The organism is Bradyrhizobium sp. Ken51, from assembly GCF_055807435.1.
On the sequence record NZ_JBVVPB010000013.1, the window covers coordinates 131,972 to 144,340 of the forward strand.

A 12,369-nucleotide genomic window follows, 5' to 3' on the forward strand; every position below is an offset into this window, starting at 1 on the left:
GCCGCCCTCATCAGCTATCGCCTTGCTACCCCCGCAAACGCCCGGAGTTCAAGTGCGACACGCTTTTCCTGTTAATGTTCCCTGATTGATTCGGGGAAGCCGGACAGGGGTTGGGCACTTAACGTTCATGGCAAAGGATTCCGACCCACTGGCGGATGCCTTCGGCGACAAGGAGACCGGCGGGCTGTTCTCCGGCCTCGTGGCCGAGGAGAGTTCGTTCGATCGCGGCATGATGTGGCGGCTGGGCTCATGGGGCGTGGCGGCCGTCGGCGCCGTGGTGATTGCCGTGTTCGCCAACCAGGCCCAGCTCGGCTGGCGGCGCGACCAGGTTGCGTCCGCCGATCTCGCGCGCCAGGCCGACCGGCTCCAGATGCTGACCAAAGAGAGCCAGAACGAGGCCCGACGCCTCGCCTCCGCCATCGAGACGCTGAACACCGATCGCGACCGGCTCTATTCGCGCGTCACCGTGCTAGAGCAAGGGCTGGATTCCGTCACCGGCGCCATCGCCAAGCAGACGACAACGCCGCCGCAGGCATCCGTTGCGAAACCTCAGGACGCGCCGGCTTTGATCGGGCCGCCGGCGCCCGGCATCGGGCCGGTCGCCTCGACACCGGCTTTGGCCAACGACAAGCCGCGCGCAGAGGCTGCAAAGGAGCCATCGAGCCCGCCGCCACAAAGCGCGGCCGCGGCCTCGCTGGTCGCGCAGTTGCCGGCAACGAATTCGGCACTGCCGATGCTTCCGCTGGTCCCATCCAAATCGATCATGGCGCCGCCCGATCCGGCCGCCCCGAAACTGGTTCAGCCCGAGACCACTGAGAAAGCTGCCGAGAAGAAGCCCGATCCGGCGCCCGCGCCCATCGAAGTCGCCGCTGCACCAGCCAAGCCGCCGGAGGCCGCCGAAAGCGAGGCTCCCGCGATCGCGGTCCAGCAGACGCGCTTTGCGATTGATCTCGGTGGCGCCAACTCGCTCGAAGGCCTGCGCGCATTGTGGCGCGGGGTCACCAAATCCAATCCTGAGATCGCAGCGTTGCGGCCGATCATCATGATCAAGGAAGGCAACACCGGCCTCGGCATGCAGCTCCGCCTCGGTGCCGGCCCGCTGATCAACGCAGCGGCTGCAGCAAAACTCTGCGCCGGCCTCGCCGAGAACGACCGCCACTGCGAGACCACCGTGTTCGACGGCCAGCGGCTGTCAATGCGCGGCGGGCAGGAAAAACAAGAAAAGACTCAGGATCGAGTTCAAGAGAAGAACTCCGACAAGAACCAGGACTCGGTGCCACAAGCCGAGACCGTCCCGGCGCCCGCGCCCGCCGCCAAGCCTGACAAGCATCGCCGCAGCTATTCCTCAAAACGCTCATCGAAGCGCGAGGAGCCCGCGCCTGCTCCTGCGGCGCAGCCGGCCGCACAGCCGAAGCCGGAGACGGCGTCGGCGGGATCGACGCTGTCGTCGTTCTTCAGGCGGTAGACGCGGCATCCGCTCTGCGGCGAAGACCATCTCGCGTCCGACGTATCAAACGATACGAAGGCCTCAGACCCAAGACGGCAGTATCCGCGACGAACAATGATTCGGAGCGGAGATGGCGGACGAGACGTTTCTGCGCGAGCACCTCGCGCTCATCCGCGAGCTGGCCGAACAGGCCGACCCCTATATCAAGAGGCGATTGCTGGCCTTGGCCGAAAAATACGAACGTCGGCTGAGCGAGCAGAACCGGACGATGCAAAATCGGCCTTGATGCCTCATCGGCGCACGCAATCACTTACTCCATGCGCGCCTTTTCCTTCAGGTCGCGAATGCGGTTCTCAGCTTCATCCCTCGACTGGACCAGTTCCGACCAATCCTCGACCCGAGCTTCCTTGCTCAGCCTCTTGAGTTCGTCCAGTTGCTCCCGAGTTGGCTTTTCCATGCTCGCTCCTTGCATGCAGCATGCGTTGCGCGGTCACACCGTTTCAAACCTGCGCGACCCCAGCCTGTTCCTGGATATCTTCGGGCCGGGCGCGGCCGCCTTGCTCATTCCGCAAGGGCCCGCGATCGACATAAAGTCACCTTCCCTGTTGCCCGCCCGCGCCTTCCCGACCATATTGCCACCATGACAAAAAAGCCCTTCCGCCTCACGCCCTATCAGGTGCAGTTCCTGATCGTCGTCGGCTTCGCCAGCGTCGGCTATGCGCTCTATCTGCGCTACCTCGGAATCGAAAACTCGCAGGTCGGTCTCGCCTGCGACGCCGGGCTTCAGACCCTGGTCTGCAAGGCGCGATCGGTCGCGACCGTGCTGTTCAAGAATTCCGTGTTCGGCATCGTCGCGCTGGTGGTGGCGACGTTGAACCTGATGCGGCCGTCGATCGTGCTGCTGACCGTCGGCATCATCGCCGCCGGCCTCGGCATCGTGCTCTACAATGTCGTGCTGTCGGGCCTGGCGATCGGCCTGCTCATTCTTGGATTTGCTCGGCCCGCGCCCGCCACAGCGTGAGCGCGAACAAGAGATAGATCGCGCAGGTCCACAGCGACTGCCAATTATCGCGGCCCTCGTTGACGAGCACATAGGCCGCCGACAGCGTCAGCACGCCGGCGAAGACGGACTCCGCGATCGGACGCTGGCCGATCTGCGGCCGGTTCAGCATCAGCAGCGCGAACGGCACCACCGCCATCGTCAGCGCAGCGTAAGGGAAATCCTTGTAGCGCGGATCGAACACGAAGCCGAGTGCGGTCTGCGCCGCAATCACCGCCGTCACTGCCAGCGTCAAGCCGAGCACAGCGGTGAGCTTCGACCATTTCCGGCCCTCGCGCGGACCGAGCAGATCGAGAAAGGTCGGAAGGCTGCGGCCGATCACCATCGCCTGCGCGCAGAAGATCGGCGATAGGATGCCGGCCGCGAGCAGCGTGCCCCACAACAGCCAACCGCCGATGCCATAGCTCTCGTAGTACATCTTGTCGGCGCCGATTCCGAGCAGGATGCCGGCCGAGGTCGCCGAGATCGCCACGCCGAGCCAGGCCGAGAAGCGCGGCGTCCACGGCCTGCGCCGCAACGTCAGGCCGGCCACCGCGAACACAAGCACGGAGAGGCCCATGCCTGCGCCCATGTACCATTTCCAGTACGGGAAATTGCTGATCGGCTGGCCCGGCGGATATTTCAGACTCCGGCGCACCGAGTCATAGAGGCCCCAATAGCCGCCGACGGTGCCCTCCAGCTTGCGCTTCCACGGCTGGTCGTAGGATTCGATCAGATTGACGCGGAATTTCTGCGCTTTCGCCAGGCTCAGGATCTCCGAGACCACGCGCGCCTGGTTGGTGCGCGACGGCAGCGCGCCCTCGCGCATGCGCCCCTCGCTCGGCCAGCCGGTCTCGCCGATCAAAATTTCCTTGCCGGGAAATGCGACCGCCATGCGCTCGCGGATCTGTTCGACATGGGAGGCGGCAAACTTCGCCTTGACCGGGAAGTCCTCCCAATAGGGCAGGATGTGGATCGTGACGAAGTCGACGGCGTCATAGATCTCGCGATTCCTGAGCCAGAACTCCCAGACATCGGCATAGGTGACGGGCACGCTGACCTGCGCCTTCACCGAGCGGATGATGGAGACGAGGTCCGCGGTCGTCATCTCGCCGCGCAGCAGCACTTCGTTGCCGACGATGATGCTGGTGATGATTCCGGGGAAATCCTTGGAAAGACGAATGGCGAGCGCCGCCTGCTCGAAATTCTTGGTGCGGTTGCTGGAGAGCCAGATGCCCTGGAGCACCTTCAGCCCGCCGATCCGGGCCGCGATCGCCGGCACCTGGTCGAGCCCGTTCTCCATCGAATAGGTGCGGACGCAGTCGGTGATCTCCTTGAGCTGGCGCAGGTCCTGCTCGATCTGGTCGGCCTCGATATGGGTCCATGCGTTCAGCGGCGACTGCTCGCCGCGGAACGGCGCGTAGGAGACGCATTGGACCTTGTCGGCGGGATCGATCGGGGCGCGCGCGAGCGAGATCGGCGTGGCAAGCCACCACCACACGGCAGCGATCGCACCCAATGAAACGAGCAGAAGCGCCAGTGGCGTACGAAGAGAAATCGGTTCCGTCCTCCGCGAAGGGCCGTCGATTACCTGCTAGCACGGCGTCTGCCAAGGGGGTGACTCCGTTATGGATCCATCCCTCCCCTGAGGAATTTACCTGCGGCCGTTCGACCGAGGCCTAGGATCGTGACTTTGCTGGACAAAATTCCAGATTCAGGCCATGGACTCGGGAGGACTTTTCCGCCGCATTGGAGACCCATTTGGACGCCATCACCGGGCGCGTCCGCGAAGGTCCTGACGCGGACGGGCAGTGATATATTGGGGAATTCATGCGGCAACGGGTGTTCGAGTTACGAAATGCGGTCCTGCGGCAGTTCGCCGCCACCTTGGCCGTTTCTTCCCTTGTCATCCTGATGGGTATCGGCGCGGCCTCCGCCCAGAGCGGCACGCCCGCTCCAGACCAGAGCAAGGCAGCCGCCCAGCCCGCCGACGCGGCCAAGGATGCCGCCCAGAACCAGCGCCGCACCGACGAGTTCGCCGAAGCAGCCCAGGTCATCAACGGTCCGGCCGGCAACCCCGAATGCGTCTGGCTCGGCCGGCGCGTGGTGCGGCTGATGTGGCGGGATGACCTCGATACCGCATTCCGCCATCTCGACCTCTACGATCGCTTCGGCTGCCCCGGCGGCCACATCCAGGCCGCCTTCCGCTGCTTGACCCGCTTCGGTGGCCAGATCGATCCCAAGGTCGCCGAGACCCTGGACAGCCGCGTGCACGCTTGCTGGATCAACCCGGCGTCGCAGCCGCAGCAGGCGGCGGCCGCGGCCGCGGCCTCGCAGCCGGCCGCGCCGGCAGCGGGCAATGCGCAGCCGCAGCCGGCCGCGAGCCCCTCGCCGGCGGCAAGCCCGTCACCGGCGCCCCCGAAATAGCCGCGATTGTTTCAGCCTCCGTTCAGGAACGATCGGCGATAGAGGCAATTGGCACTGCTGCGAATTTCGAAATGTGCATGCCCTCATACGGTCATGAGGCGATGACAGTTGTGAAACCGCGCGGCAGAGGTATGCTCCATTTGCCGCGGACTTGGTCGGATCTCGGGGTCGGATCCGCTTCCCTGCCCCCTCAGCCCCTTTTGGTTTAGCCGCGATGCGGGTTGTCGCCGCCGTTCTGTTGCTTGTGTCCGCGCTCCACGCCGGCCTCTGGGGAGTCTTGCGCGACAAGGAACCCGCGCCCGACTTCAAGGGCTTGCTGCCCAGTGTCTCCTACGCGCCGTTCGAGGGCTCGGCTCACCCCGACATCGACAACATTCCGTCGGTGGAGAAAATCCGCGCCGACCTGAAGACGCTGTCGACGATGACGCGCGCGATCCGTCTCTATTCGTCCACCGGCGGCGTGGAACTGGTGCCGCCGATCGCGGCCGAGTTCGGCCTCAAGGTCACCGTCGGCGCCTGGATCGACAAGGACAAGGATCGCAACGAGCGCGAGATCAAGGCCGCCATCGAGCTCGCCCGCAAGAACAGCAACGTCAACGGCGTCGTCGTCGGCAACGAGGTGATCTATCGCGGCGAGCAGAAGGTCGAAGACCTCATCGAGATGATCAAGAAGGTCAAGGGCTCGGTGCGCGTGCCCGTCACGACCGGTGAAATCTGGAACATCTGGCGCGACAATCCCGACCTCGGCTCCAACGTCGACTTCATCGCCGCCCACGTGCTGCCCTATTGGGAGAACTTCCGCTCGGACCAGGCGGTCGATCAGGCCGTCGACCGCTACAATCTGTTGCGCAACCTGTTCCCCGGCAAGCGCATCGTGATCGCCGAGTTCGGCTGGCCGAGCGCGGGTTACAATTTGCGCAACGCCGACCCCGGTCCGTTCCAGCAGGCACTGACCTTGCGCAACTTCGTCAGCCGCGCCGACGCCATCGGCATGGAATACAACATCGTCGAGGCCATCGATCAGCCCTGGAAATACTTCGAAGGCGGCGTCGGTCCGTACTGGGGCATCCTCAACGCCAGCCGCGAGCCGAAGTTCGCCTGGACCGGGCCGGTGGAGAATCCCGACTATTGGAAGCTGATGGGCGTCGCCCTCCTGGTCGGAATCCTGCTGTCGCTGCCGATCCTGCGGCTGCAGCAGCCGACGGCGAAGCAGGCGTTCCTGCTGTCGGCCACCGCCAATGGCGTCGGCGCCTGGGCCGCCACCGTGTTCGCGTTCTGGAACGGACACTATTTCATCTTCGGCTCCGCCTTCGCGCTCACGCTCGGCATGATCCTGCTTGTTCCCCTCGTGCTGATCGCGATGGCGCGCATCGACGAGATCGCGGCCGTCGCGTTCGGCCGGCCGCCGCAGCGGCTGCTCACGAAAGGCAAGCCGGTCGAGGACGTGCCCGAGAATTATTACCCGAAGGTCTCGATCCACATTCCCGCCTATTTCGAGCCGGTCGAGATGCTCAAGCAGACGCTCGATGCGCTGTCGCGGCTGAATTATCCGAACTACGAATGCGTCGTCATCATCAACAACACGCCCGACCCTGCCTTCTGGCAGCCGATCCAGGATCATTGCCGCGCGCTCGGTGAACGCTTCAAGTTCATCAACGCCGAGAAGGTGCAGGGCTTCAAGGCCGGTGCGCTGCGCATCGCGATGGACCGCACCGCCGTCGACGCCGAGATCATCGGCATCCTCGACGCCGACTACGTCGTCGATCCCGACTGGCTCAAGGACCTCGTGCCGGCGTTCGCCGATCCCAGTGTCGGCCTGGTGCAGGCGCCGCAGGAACATCGCGACGGCGACCTGTCGATCATGCACTACATCATGAACGGCGAATATGCCGGCTTCTTCGACATCGGCATGGTCCAGCGCAACGAGACCAACGCCATCATCGTGCACGGCACGATGTGCCTGATCCGCCGCGCCGCGATGGACATGGCCGGCGGTTGGTCGTCCGACACGATCTGCGAGGACAGCGATCTCGGCCTTTCCATCCAGCAGCTCGGCTGGACCACGCACTACACCAACCACCGCTACGGCCAGGGCCTGCTCCCCGACACCTACGAGGCCTTCAAGAAGCAGCGTCACCGCTGGGCCTATGGCGGCCTCCAGATCGTCAAGAAGCACTGGCGGAACTTCCTGCCCGGACGGAGCCGGCTGACGCCCGACCAGAAGCGCGAATATGGCCTGGGCTGGCTGAACTGGCTGGGTGCCGAAAGCCTCGGCGTGGTCGTGGCGCTGCTCAACCTCGTCTGGGTGCCGATCGTCGCCTTCGCCGACATCGCCATTCCCGACAAGATCCTGACGCTGCCGATCATCGGCGCCTTCATCGTCTCGCTCGTGCACTTCTTGTCGATGTACCGTGCGCGCGTCGCGATCAAGCCCGGCCAGATGCTGGGCGCGATGATCGCGGCGATGAGCGTGCAGTGGACGGTGTCGCGCGCGGTGGCGCAGGGACTGATCACCGAGCACATTGCGTTTGCACGCACGTCCAAGGGCGGCCTGTCCAGGATGTCGATCGAGTTCCAGGCGTTCTGGGAGGCCGTGATCGGTGCCCTGCTCCTGATCGGCGCCGGCGTGCTGGTGGCCTCCAACAGCTATCGTCAGATCACCGAGATCTACATCTTCGCCGGCGTGCTGGTGCTCCAAAGCCTGCCGTTCCTGGCCGCGGTCGCCATCGCCATCCTCGAGCTCAGCCGCATCAACTCGTTCCAGTTCTGGCGCGACAGCGCGATCCGCACCGCCGAGCTGATCGGCCTGCGCCCGGTCGCGCTGCCGACCCCCGCCGGCACGCCGCAGCAAGTGCCGGTGCCAAGCGAGGTCCGGCGGGAGGCGAACTGACGGGGCTCCGAACGCGGCATCCGGCCTATCGGCGAACGTCGCGGGTTCTTCGGCGTGGATGGCGGCCCGCCATTCCGGTTGAAAATCCCGGCTCAAGCATTGGAAACGGCGAGCGAACTCCCGCTGTTGCCTTCAACTTCGGCAACCACCCGAGCTATTGACCTCCGCGCCCCATCCCCCTACACAGCGCGGGCCGAAAGCATGATCCGGAAACAGCCGGTTTTTCCGCAACCCTTGCGTCAAATTGGCGGCAAGACATGCTTTTCCAAATGACCGAAGACGATGGCGATCTCTTCAAAGCCATCGGCGGCCATGGGAGCGCGTAGCTCAGCCGGTAGAGCACGTGACTTTTAATCACGGGGTCCTGGGTTCGAGCCCCAGCGCGCTCACCAAGCAAAATCAAGCGCCTAGCCGAGAAAACAAACCTCCTACCCTCCTCCCGAAAATCATGTGCACACACCATGCACACGGGAGAGCAGCTTTGACAGCGCTCGTGGGGCTCATCCGTCGGATGGTGCGGGGTCGTGTGCGAACTCGCGAGCAGATGGAGCAAGTCTGCCGTGAATGGGCTGAGAGGATTCAGCACGAGCCGAGTCGAGCTGCGCTTCTGGAAGTTCCCGAGAACTATCTCAAGGCCACCTGCTAGGACAGAGCCCAAGTTATCGTCCGTGCAAGAATGCTCCCTAAAAAGTACAGCCAAGCCGCCATGGAAAAAAGGATACCGAACCCGAAAGTTAGGGCGATGGCGATGTCCGTCAATCTGGCCTTTGATGATGTTTCCGGCGCTGCCTCGCCGATCTGTTCCAAAGCATTCATTACGCCACCCCCGCGCGATCGGGAAAAGCGCCAACCGGGAGGAAAGCAGTTCGTTCCTAAAGCAGTTGAGCTAATCACGGGTAACGCCTCGGTGAATGAAACCATTCGCCGCTTCCGCGAAGCACTGACGAAACATTGGGGGTTCAGTTTCCCCTCGCCCACGAGGGGATCTCAAAATAATCGTATTCAACACCTTTGCAGTCGTTCTTGGTGCCGGCGTCCTTTTCACGATGTACTCCGGTGACCTGGGCACGGACGTGGTTCTCGCCATTGTCGCCTGCTTTGCATAAGGCCCGCCGGCGTGAATCTCGTCCATACGAGAGGCCGCCCACTGAGGCGGCCTACCTTCCTCCCGTCACGACATGAAAACGACGGGCCGCCAGTTTGTCAGGCGGCACGCGAACCGGATTGAACTTTGTATCGTTCCGCTGAGCGCGCTTGCAGTGGGGGCAGACGAAAAGGTGGGCGATGATCTCTTCCTCTTTGCCGCGGACTAGCTCCGAGCGAAACCATCTCATGGTGACGCGGCAATTCGGACACTCCGGGGGTTCAAGTTGCCCCATTGCTTTCTTTAGTAGGTCCATGCCACGCCCCCTGTTCGGGAAATAGTAGCAAAGCGTATCCGAGCGCGACGTATCAAACGATACACAAGGGGCGATCCTGAACGCGAAAACTTCTGACTCCAAAATAACAATTGTTGTCTCTGGAACATAGGCGACCGGGAAAACTAGGCAAGCGGGTGAGCCTGCCGATTGTGAAATAGATCATATTGCGAGCCAGAGATGCCGCGATACGATCATCGCACCGGGGCTGGCTGCATATTTCACTTAGACCTTTTTCACCCGGCTTTTTTGACAATGAGGCCGCAGCAGCCCCCTGCTGCGGCCTTCGTGTTCACGGCGCTTAGTACCAATGAGTTCGGCGTCCTGTGCCATGGAGAAGGTATTGTGTCCAAAGAGAAAAATTGCTTGATCGTTCGTGCTGCCGGAAGACAGCTGGATCTTTTGCGCGGCGAAGCCTCCCGCATCGCGAAAGGCAGTAACGTCGATTGGTGGATCGATCAGGCGGAGATCGGCACTCGCTTCTGCTTCGAAGATGCAAAGGCAAAAGAGTCATTCGCTCTCGCTTGTGACAACTTCGGTATTCCCTGCCAAGACGCCTAGCCCCCGCTTTGGCAACTGACGAGTAGGCCCACCAGCGTGAACCGGCGGCCCTGTGGCACGGGCATTGCTCATATCTAGTTGGCTGGGGATTAAGAGGACCCAGTTTGGTACAGGGCGCCGCCGGGACGCTTCATTTCGAGCCCGGCGGCGTATCTTTCTGGAACATCAAAGGCGATGCAGCGCTTGCTGAGCAGAGCAAGGTACATACTGGCCCTTAGGGCGTAGCGGGTCAGCCGCAACCGGTAGCGCATGAGCAGGAGCTGGATCAGGCGCATGGAGGCTCCCCATGCCAAGCGGCTCGGTAGTTGCGCTCCAGCTTGTCCAACATTTCGGACAAGTGAAACACGGCAAAGCACAGCTCTGTCCGCTCGCTGGACCCGTGAAACTGCTCACAGGCGATTGCGTAGCCGGTACGGCCTTGGGCCGGAACGATCGTCCGGCCGGACGATTGCTTCCTCTTTGAGTAGGAGTTGCGTCATGCGTCATGCGCCGTCGATTGTGCCGCTGGATCGTCTCGACCGGGACATTTACCTGGTGCTGGAAGACTTCGGCGCACGCGCCGGCTGCTCCTGGCGCGAGACCGACGAGCAGGACACCGACGTCGAGACCATCATCCGCGACCTGCTCTCCGGGCAGTACGCCTATCCGGTCCGTATTGTCGCCTTCAACGCGATCGAGGGCCGATCTCGCGATGCCACCAGCGAGATCGCAGATGAGCTTGCCGAGCGTGTCACGAGTAGCGAGATCACGCCGGCCTTGCAGGCCTTCGTCCAAGCAAATGCTTCCCGACCTTTTGCTGTACAACTGGCGCTGCCTCTACGGGGAGCCGCCTGACATCAAATCTGTGATCGTGATGTTGCGTGGCAACGCAGTGACGGTGCACGACAGGCACATCATCGGAAGTTCGCGCTTCCCCTCGGCTTGATTTTTTGGTACCAAATAAAATGAAACCAGCAAAAAAGATTCGTGCCAAAAAACATCGCGGCCGCCCCGCTACTGGTCAGGGCGTCCAGATCGGCACGCGCTGGCCGGAATCGACTGTCGCTCGGATCGACGCCTGGGCGTCGTGGCAGGAAGACACTCCGGCTCGCTCTGAATCCATTCGTCGGCTGGTCACGATTGGCTTGGGCAAACCCGCCCCGGCCGTCGCGGTCACGTCGGCCGCCAAGGCCTCCTCCGAGCGGGCTCGGGAAATGGCGGGTAACGCGATCGACAAGCTCAAAGACAACAAAGCGAGCCCGGATGACCAGGCCAGCCGCAAGCGGCGGCTCGTCAAGGGGCCCGAGGAATTCCAGAACGTTCGACGCGACCGGCCAAATCGAAAATAAATTGACCGGCGACCGCTTGGTCAATCTCGGCCTGAAGGCAACAGCAAATGATCAAACCCAAACGTTCGGCCGAGCAACAAGTCGCGGACGAAGCCAATCGAAAGACCCTCAATCCGATAGGATCGAGACAGACCATAGCGGACAGTCAAGCCACTCCGGAGTTTCAGGAGAACCTCAAACGCCTGAAGTCCGAGCGGCTGGAGCGTGAGGCTAGACTGAATCCGAAGCGCAAGGTCTGATTCGAGCTCATCGACCTTTCGCCTCGCCTGGTTGGGCCGGTCAGGCGAACGGGCCGCGTTGGATGGAGGGTGCAGAAGGTCATGGGAATGTTGAAGCGACGGTGGATGATCTTCCTGCTGGTTTCCGTGGTGATTGTTTGCTCGATCTACGCAAGCGCTCGGTACTATCTCAGCAAATGTCATGGCATGGATGCGTGCGCGGCCGCCGAAGCCGAGAACCATGAGCGAGATAAGCCAGCCGAGCCACAATAGTTTTCAGGTGAAAAGCCGGCTGCAAAGGCGGCGCCTGGGCCGCGGCCGGTGCAAGGTCGAAGGGCACTCGGCCGTGGTGAAACCTCAGCTATTCACATCGGGTTCATGCGTTCCAAGTCACTCTGCGATCTCTGGAGGCTTCCGATGATTATGACCGTTCTTGCAGCCGCGTTGATGATCGGACCGGCCACGTCCGATACGGGCCCCCGACCTTCCATCCAGCAGATCCAATATGGTATCCCCAGACACCCGCCCCCGTGCGGTCACGGCTGGGATCTGAGTTCGCGCGACGGGCTTTGCTATCCGAATGGCGCTCTGCCACCCGAGGAGCAAGCCGGGCGCCGGCAATACTACCGAGGCGATGGAGGATACGGCTATCCCCGCTACGGCTCCGGCAGATACCCGGTACCCTGCGGCGGCGATGGCGTTGATCTCGACGTTCGAGACGGCCAATGCTACCCAACCGGAACAGTGCCCCGGCGCTTTCAGAACAGGCCGCAGTATTACTACCGGTATTGAGCCATGGAGTGATGGCCCGCCAGCGTGAACCGGCGGGCCCAATTGCTGCGTGAGCAAGTCAGGATTAACTTGCTCGGTTGCCTTCTAATCGTGCCTCAACCGCGGCCTCCACACATTGCTCTACGATGGCGCAAGATCGGCGAGGCCCACGAATTTGAGCACCTGCCAGAACATCTTGAGATCGTGACCCCAGCCATCGGTGATCACCCACTCGTCATGCAGGCTGGGGATCCTGTATCTCGGATCCAT

The 12,369-nt window shown here is 62.6% G+C and carries 16 protein-coding genes and 1 tRNA gene; 13 read left to right on the forward strand and 4 right to left on the reverse strand.

Annotated features, from left to right (window positions below):
- Positions 1 to 127 precede the first annotated feature (127 nt).
- Both AC0L27_RS22260 and AC0L27_RS22265 read left to right on the forward strand, forming a co-directional pair.
- On the forward strand, positions 128 to 1,465 hold the full coding sequence (locus AC0L27_RS22260; RefSeq protein ID WP_473320380.1) for a hypothetical protein: 1,338 nt from the start codon (positions 128 to 130) through the stop codon (positions 1,463 to 1,465).
- 112 nt (positions 1,466 to 1,577) lie between these two features.
- Positions 1,578 to 1,733 carry a hypothetical protein gene (locus AC0L27_RS22265; protein ID WP_473320382.1) on the forward strand — a complete coding sequence of 52 codons (156 nt, stop codon included), beginning with the start codon at positions 1,578 to 1,580 and terminating at the stop codon, positions 1,731 to 1,733.
- A 24-nt stretch (positions 1,734 to 1,757) separates the two neighbouring features.
- Here the strand turns inward: AC0L27_RS22265 and AC0L27_RS22270 are convergent, their stop codons facing one another.
- Positions 1,758 to 1,904, reverse strand: coding sequence for a hypothetical protein (locus AC0L27_RS22270; RefSeq protein WP_275171134.1), 147 nt, complete (start codon positions 1,902 to 1,904; stop codon positions 1,758 to 1,760).
- Between the two features lie 13 nt (positions 1,905 to 1,917).
- Between AC0L27_RS22270 and AC0L27_RS22275 the strand changes: the two genes are divergently transcribed.
- Entirely contained in the window at positions 1,918 to 2,091 is a 174-nt protein-coding gene (locus AC0L27_RS22275; RefSeq protein WP_473320384.1) for a hypothetical protein, read from the forward strand.
- Positions 2,088 to 2,468: a hypothetical protein gene (locus AC0L27_RS22280; protein ID WP_275171135.1), complete on the forward strand. Its 381-nt coding sequence runs from the start codon at positions 2,088 to 2,090 to the stop codon at positions 2,466 to 2,468. The genes AC0L27_RS22275 and AC0L27_RS22280 overlap by 4 nt, the downstream gene beginning before the upstream one ends.
- Here AC0L27_RS22280 and AC0L27_RS22285 read toward each other — a convergent pair.
- Positions 2,428 to 3,987, reverse strand: coding sequence for a glycoside hydrolase family 17 protein (locus AC0L27_RS22285; RefSeq protein ID WP_473320386.1), 1,560 nt, complete (start codon positions 3,985 to 3,987; stop codon positions 2,428 to 2,430). The two genes, AC0L27_RS22280 and AC0L27_RS22285, sit on opposite strands and share 41 nt — an antisense overlap.
- A gap of 329 nt (positions 3,988 to 4,316) precedes the next feature.
- Between AC0L27_RS22285 and AC0L27_RS22290 the strand changes: the two genes are divergently transcribed.
- The 5 genes from AC0L27_RS22290 to AC0L27_RS22310 all read left to right on the forward strand — a co-directional run bounded on the left by AC0L27_RS22290 (position 4,317) and on the right by AC0L27_RS22310 (position 9,782).
- Positions 4,317 to 4,913, forward strand: a complete 597-nt coding sequence (locus tag AC0L27_RS22290; protein WP_354258212.1) for a beta-1-3, beta-1-6-glucan biosynthesis protein — start codon at positions 4,317 to 4,319, stop codon at positions 4,911 to 4,913.
- A 214-nt stretch (positions 4,914 to 5,127) separates the two neighbouring features.
- The gene (locus tag AC0L27_RS22295; protein WP_354210043.1) at positions 5,128 to 7,803 is read left to right on the forward strand and encodes a glycosyltransferase; all 2,676 of its coding nucleotides are present in this window, start codon (positions 5,128 to 5,130) and stop codon (positions 7,801 to 7,803) included.
- A gap of 316 nt (positions 7,804 to 8,119) precedes the next feature.
- Positions 8,120 to 8,195, forward strand: a tRNA-Lys gene (locus tag AC0L27_RS22300).
- Positions 8,196 to 8,551: 356 nt separating this feature from the next.
- Entirely contained in the window at positions 8,552 to 8,863 is a 312-nt protein-coding gene (locus tag AC0L27_RS22305) for a hypothetical protein (protein WP_354210044.1), read from the forward strand.
- 538 nt (positions 8,864 to 9,401) lie between these two features.
- Positions 9,402 to 9,782 carry a hypothetical protein gene (locus AC0L27_RS22310; RefSeq protein WP_354210045.1) on the forward strand — a complete coding sequence of 127 codons (381 nt, stop codon included), beginning with the start codon at positions 9,402 to 9,404 and terminating at the stop codon, positions 9,780 to 9,782.
- Positions 9,783 to 9,871: 89 nt separating this feature from the next.
- Here AC0L27_RS22310 and AC0L27_RS22315 read toward each other — a convergent pair whose 3' ends face one another.
- On the reverse strand, positions 9,872 to 10,057 hold the full coding sequence (locus AC0L27_RS22315) for a hypothetical protein (RefSeq protein WP_275171141.1): 186 nt from the start codon (positions 10,055 to 10,057) through the stop codon (positions 9,872 to 9,874).
- Between the two features lie 202 nt (positions 10,058 to 10,259).
- Here AC0L27_RS22315 and AC0L27_RS22320 point away from each other — a divergent pair, with 202 nt between their 5' ends.
- The 4 genes from AC0L27_RS22320 (at position 10,260) to AC0L27_RS22335 (ending at position 11,601) form a co-directional block, all read left to right on the forward strand.
- Positions 10,260 to 10,616: a hypothetical protein gene (locus AC0L27_RS22320; RefSeq protein ID WP_275171142.1), complete on the forward strand. Its 357-nt coding sequence runs from the start codon at positions 10,260 to 10,262 to the stop codon at positions 10,614 to 10,616.
- Between the two features lie 110 nt (positions 10,617 to 10,726).
- Positions 10,727 to 11,110 carry a hypothetical protein gene (locus AC0L27_RS22325; RefSeq protein ID WP_354210046.1) on the forward strand — a complete coding sequence of 128 codons (384 nt, stop codon included), beginning with the start codon at positions 10,727 to 10,729 and terminating at the stop codon, positions 11,108 to 11,110.
- 47 nt (positions 11,111 to 11,157) lie between these two features.
- Positions 11,158 to 11,349, forward strand: a complete 192-nt coding sequence (locus AC0L27_RS22330; RefSeq protein ID WP_084777559.1) for a hypothetical protein — start codon at positions 11,158 to 11,160, stop codon at positions 11,347 to 11,349.
- A 69-nt stretch (positions 11,350 to 11,418) separates the two neighbouring features.
- Positions 11,419 to 11,601 carry a hypothetical protein gene (locus tag AC0L27_RS22335; protein ID WP_473320389.1) on the forward strand — a complete coding sequence of 61 codons (183 nt, stop codon included), beginning with the start codon at positions 11,419 to 11,421 and terminating at the stop codon, positions 11,599 to 11,601.
- Between the two features lie 639 nt (positions 11,602 to 12,240).
- On the opposite strand, the gene AC0L27_RS22340 is transcribed toward AC0L27_RS22335, so the two are convergent.
- Complete coding sequence (locus AC0L27_RS22340; protein ID WP_354210047.1) at positions 12,241 to 12,369, reverse strand: hypothetical protein; 129 nt, start codon at positions 12,367 to 12,369, stop codon at positions 12,241 to 12,243.

Coding starts and splice junctions, on each gene's coding strand:
- AC0L27_RS22340 (WP_354210047.1), bottom strand. CDS start 12,369: ATGGATCCGAGATACAGGATCCCCAGCCTGCATGACGAGTGGGTGATC.
- AC0L27_RS22265 (WP_473320382.1), top strand. CDS start 1,578: ATGGCGGACGAGACGTTTCTGCGCGAGCACCTCGCGCTCATCCGCGAG.
- AC0L27_RS22290 (WP_354258212.1), top strand. CDS start 4,317: ATGCGGCAACGGGTGTTCGAGTTACGAAATGCGGTCCTGCGGCAGTTC.
- AC0L27_RS22270 (WP_275171134.1), bottom strand. CDS start 1,904: ATGGAAAAGCCAACTCGGGAGCAACTGGACGAACTCAAGAGGCTGAGC.
- AC0L27_RS22330 (WP_084777559.1), top strand. CDS start 11,158: ATGATCAAACCCAAACGTTCGGCCGAGCAACAAGTCGCGGACGAAGCC.
- AC0L27_RS22325 (WP_354210046.1), top strand. CDS start 10,727: ATGAAACCAGCAAAAAAGATTCGTGCCAAAAAACATCGCGGCCGCCCC.
- AC0L27_RS22275 (WP_473320384.1), top strand. CDS start 1,918: ATGCAGCATGCGTTGCGCGGTCACACCGTTTCAAACCTGCGCGACCCC.
- AC0L27_RS22260 (WP_473320380.1), top strand. CDS start 128: ATGGCAAAGGATTCCGACCCACTGGCGGATGCCTTCGGCGACAAGGAG.
- AC0L27_RS22315 (WP_275171141.1), bottom strand. CDS start 10,057: ATGCGCCTGATCCAGCTCCTGCTCATGCGCTACCGGTTGCGGCTGACC.
- AC0L27_RS22320 (WP_275171142.1), top strand. CDS start 10,260: ATGCGTCATGCGCCGTCGATTGTGCCGCTGGATCGTCTCGACCGGGAC.
- AC0L27_RS22295 (WP_354210043.1), top strand. CDS start 5,128: ATGCGGGTTGTCGCCGCCGTTCTGTTGCTTGTGTCCGCGCTCCACGCC.
- AC0L27_RS22310 (WP_354210045.1), top strand. CDS start 9,402: ATGCCGCGATACGATCATCGCACCGGGGCTGGCTGCATATTTCACTTA.
- AC0L27_RS22280 (WP_275171135.1), top strand. CDS start 2,088: ATGACAAAAAAGCCCTTCCGCCTCACGCCCTATCAGGTGCAGTTCCTG.
- AC0L27_RS22305 (WP_354210044.1), top strand. CDS start 8,552: ATGTCCGTCAATCTGGCCTTTGATGATGTTTCCGGCGCTGCCTCGCCG.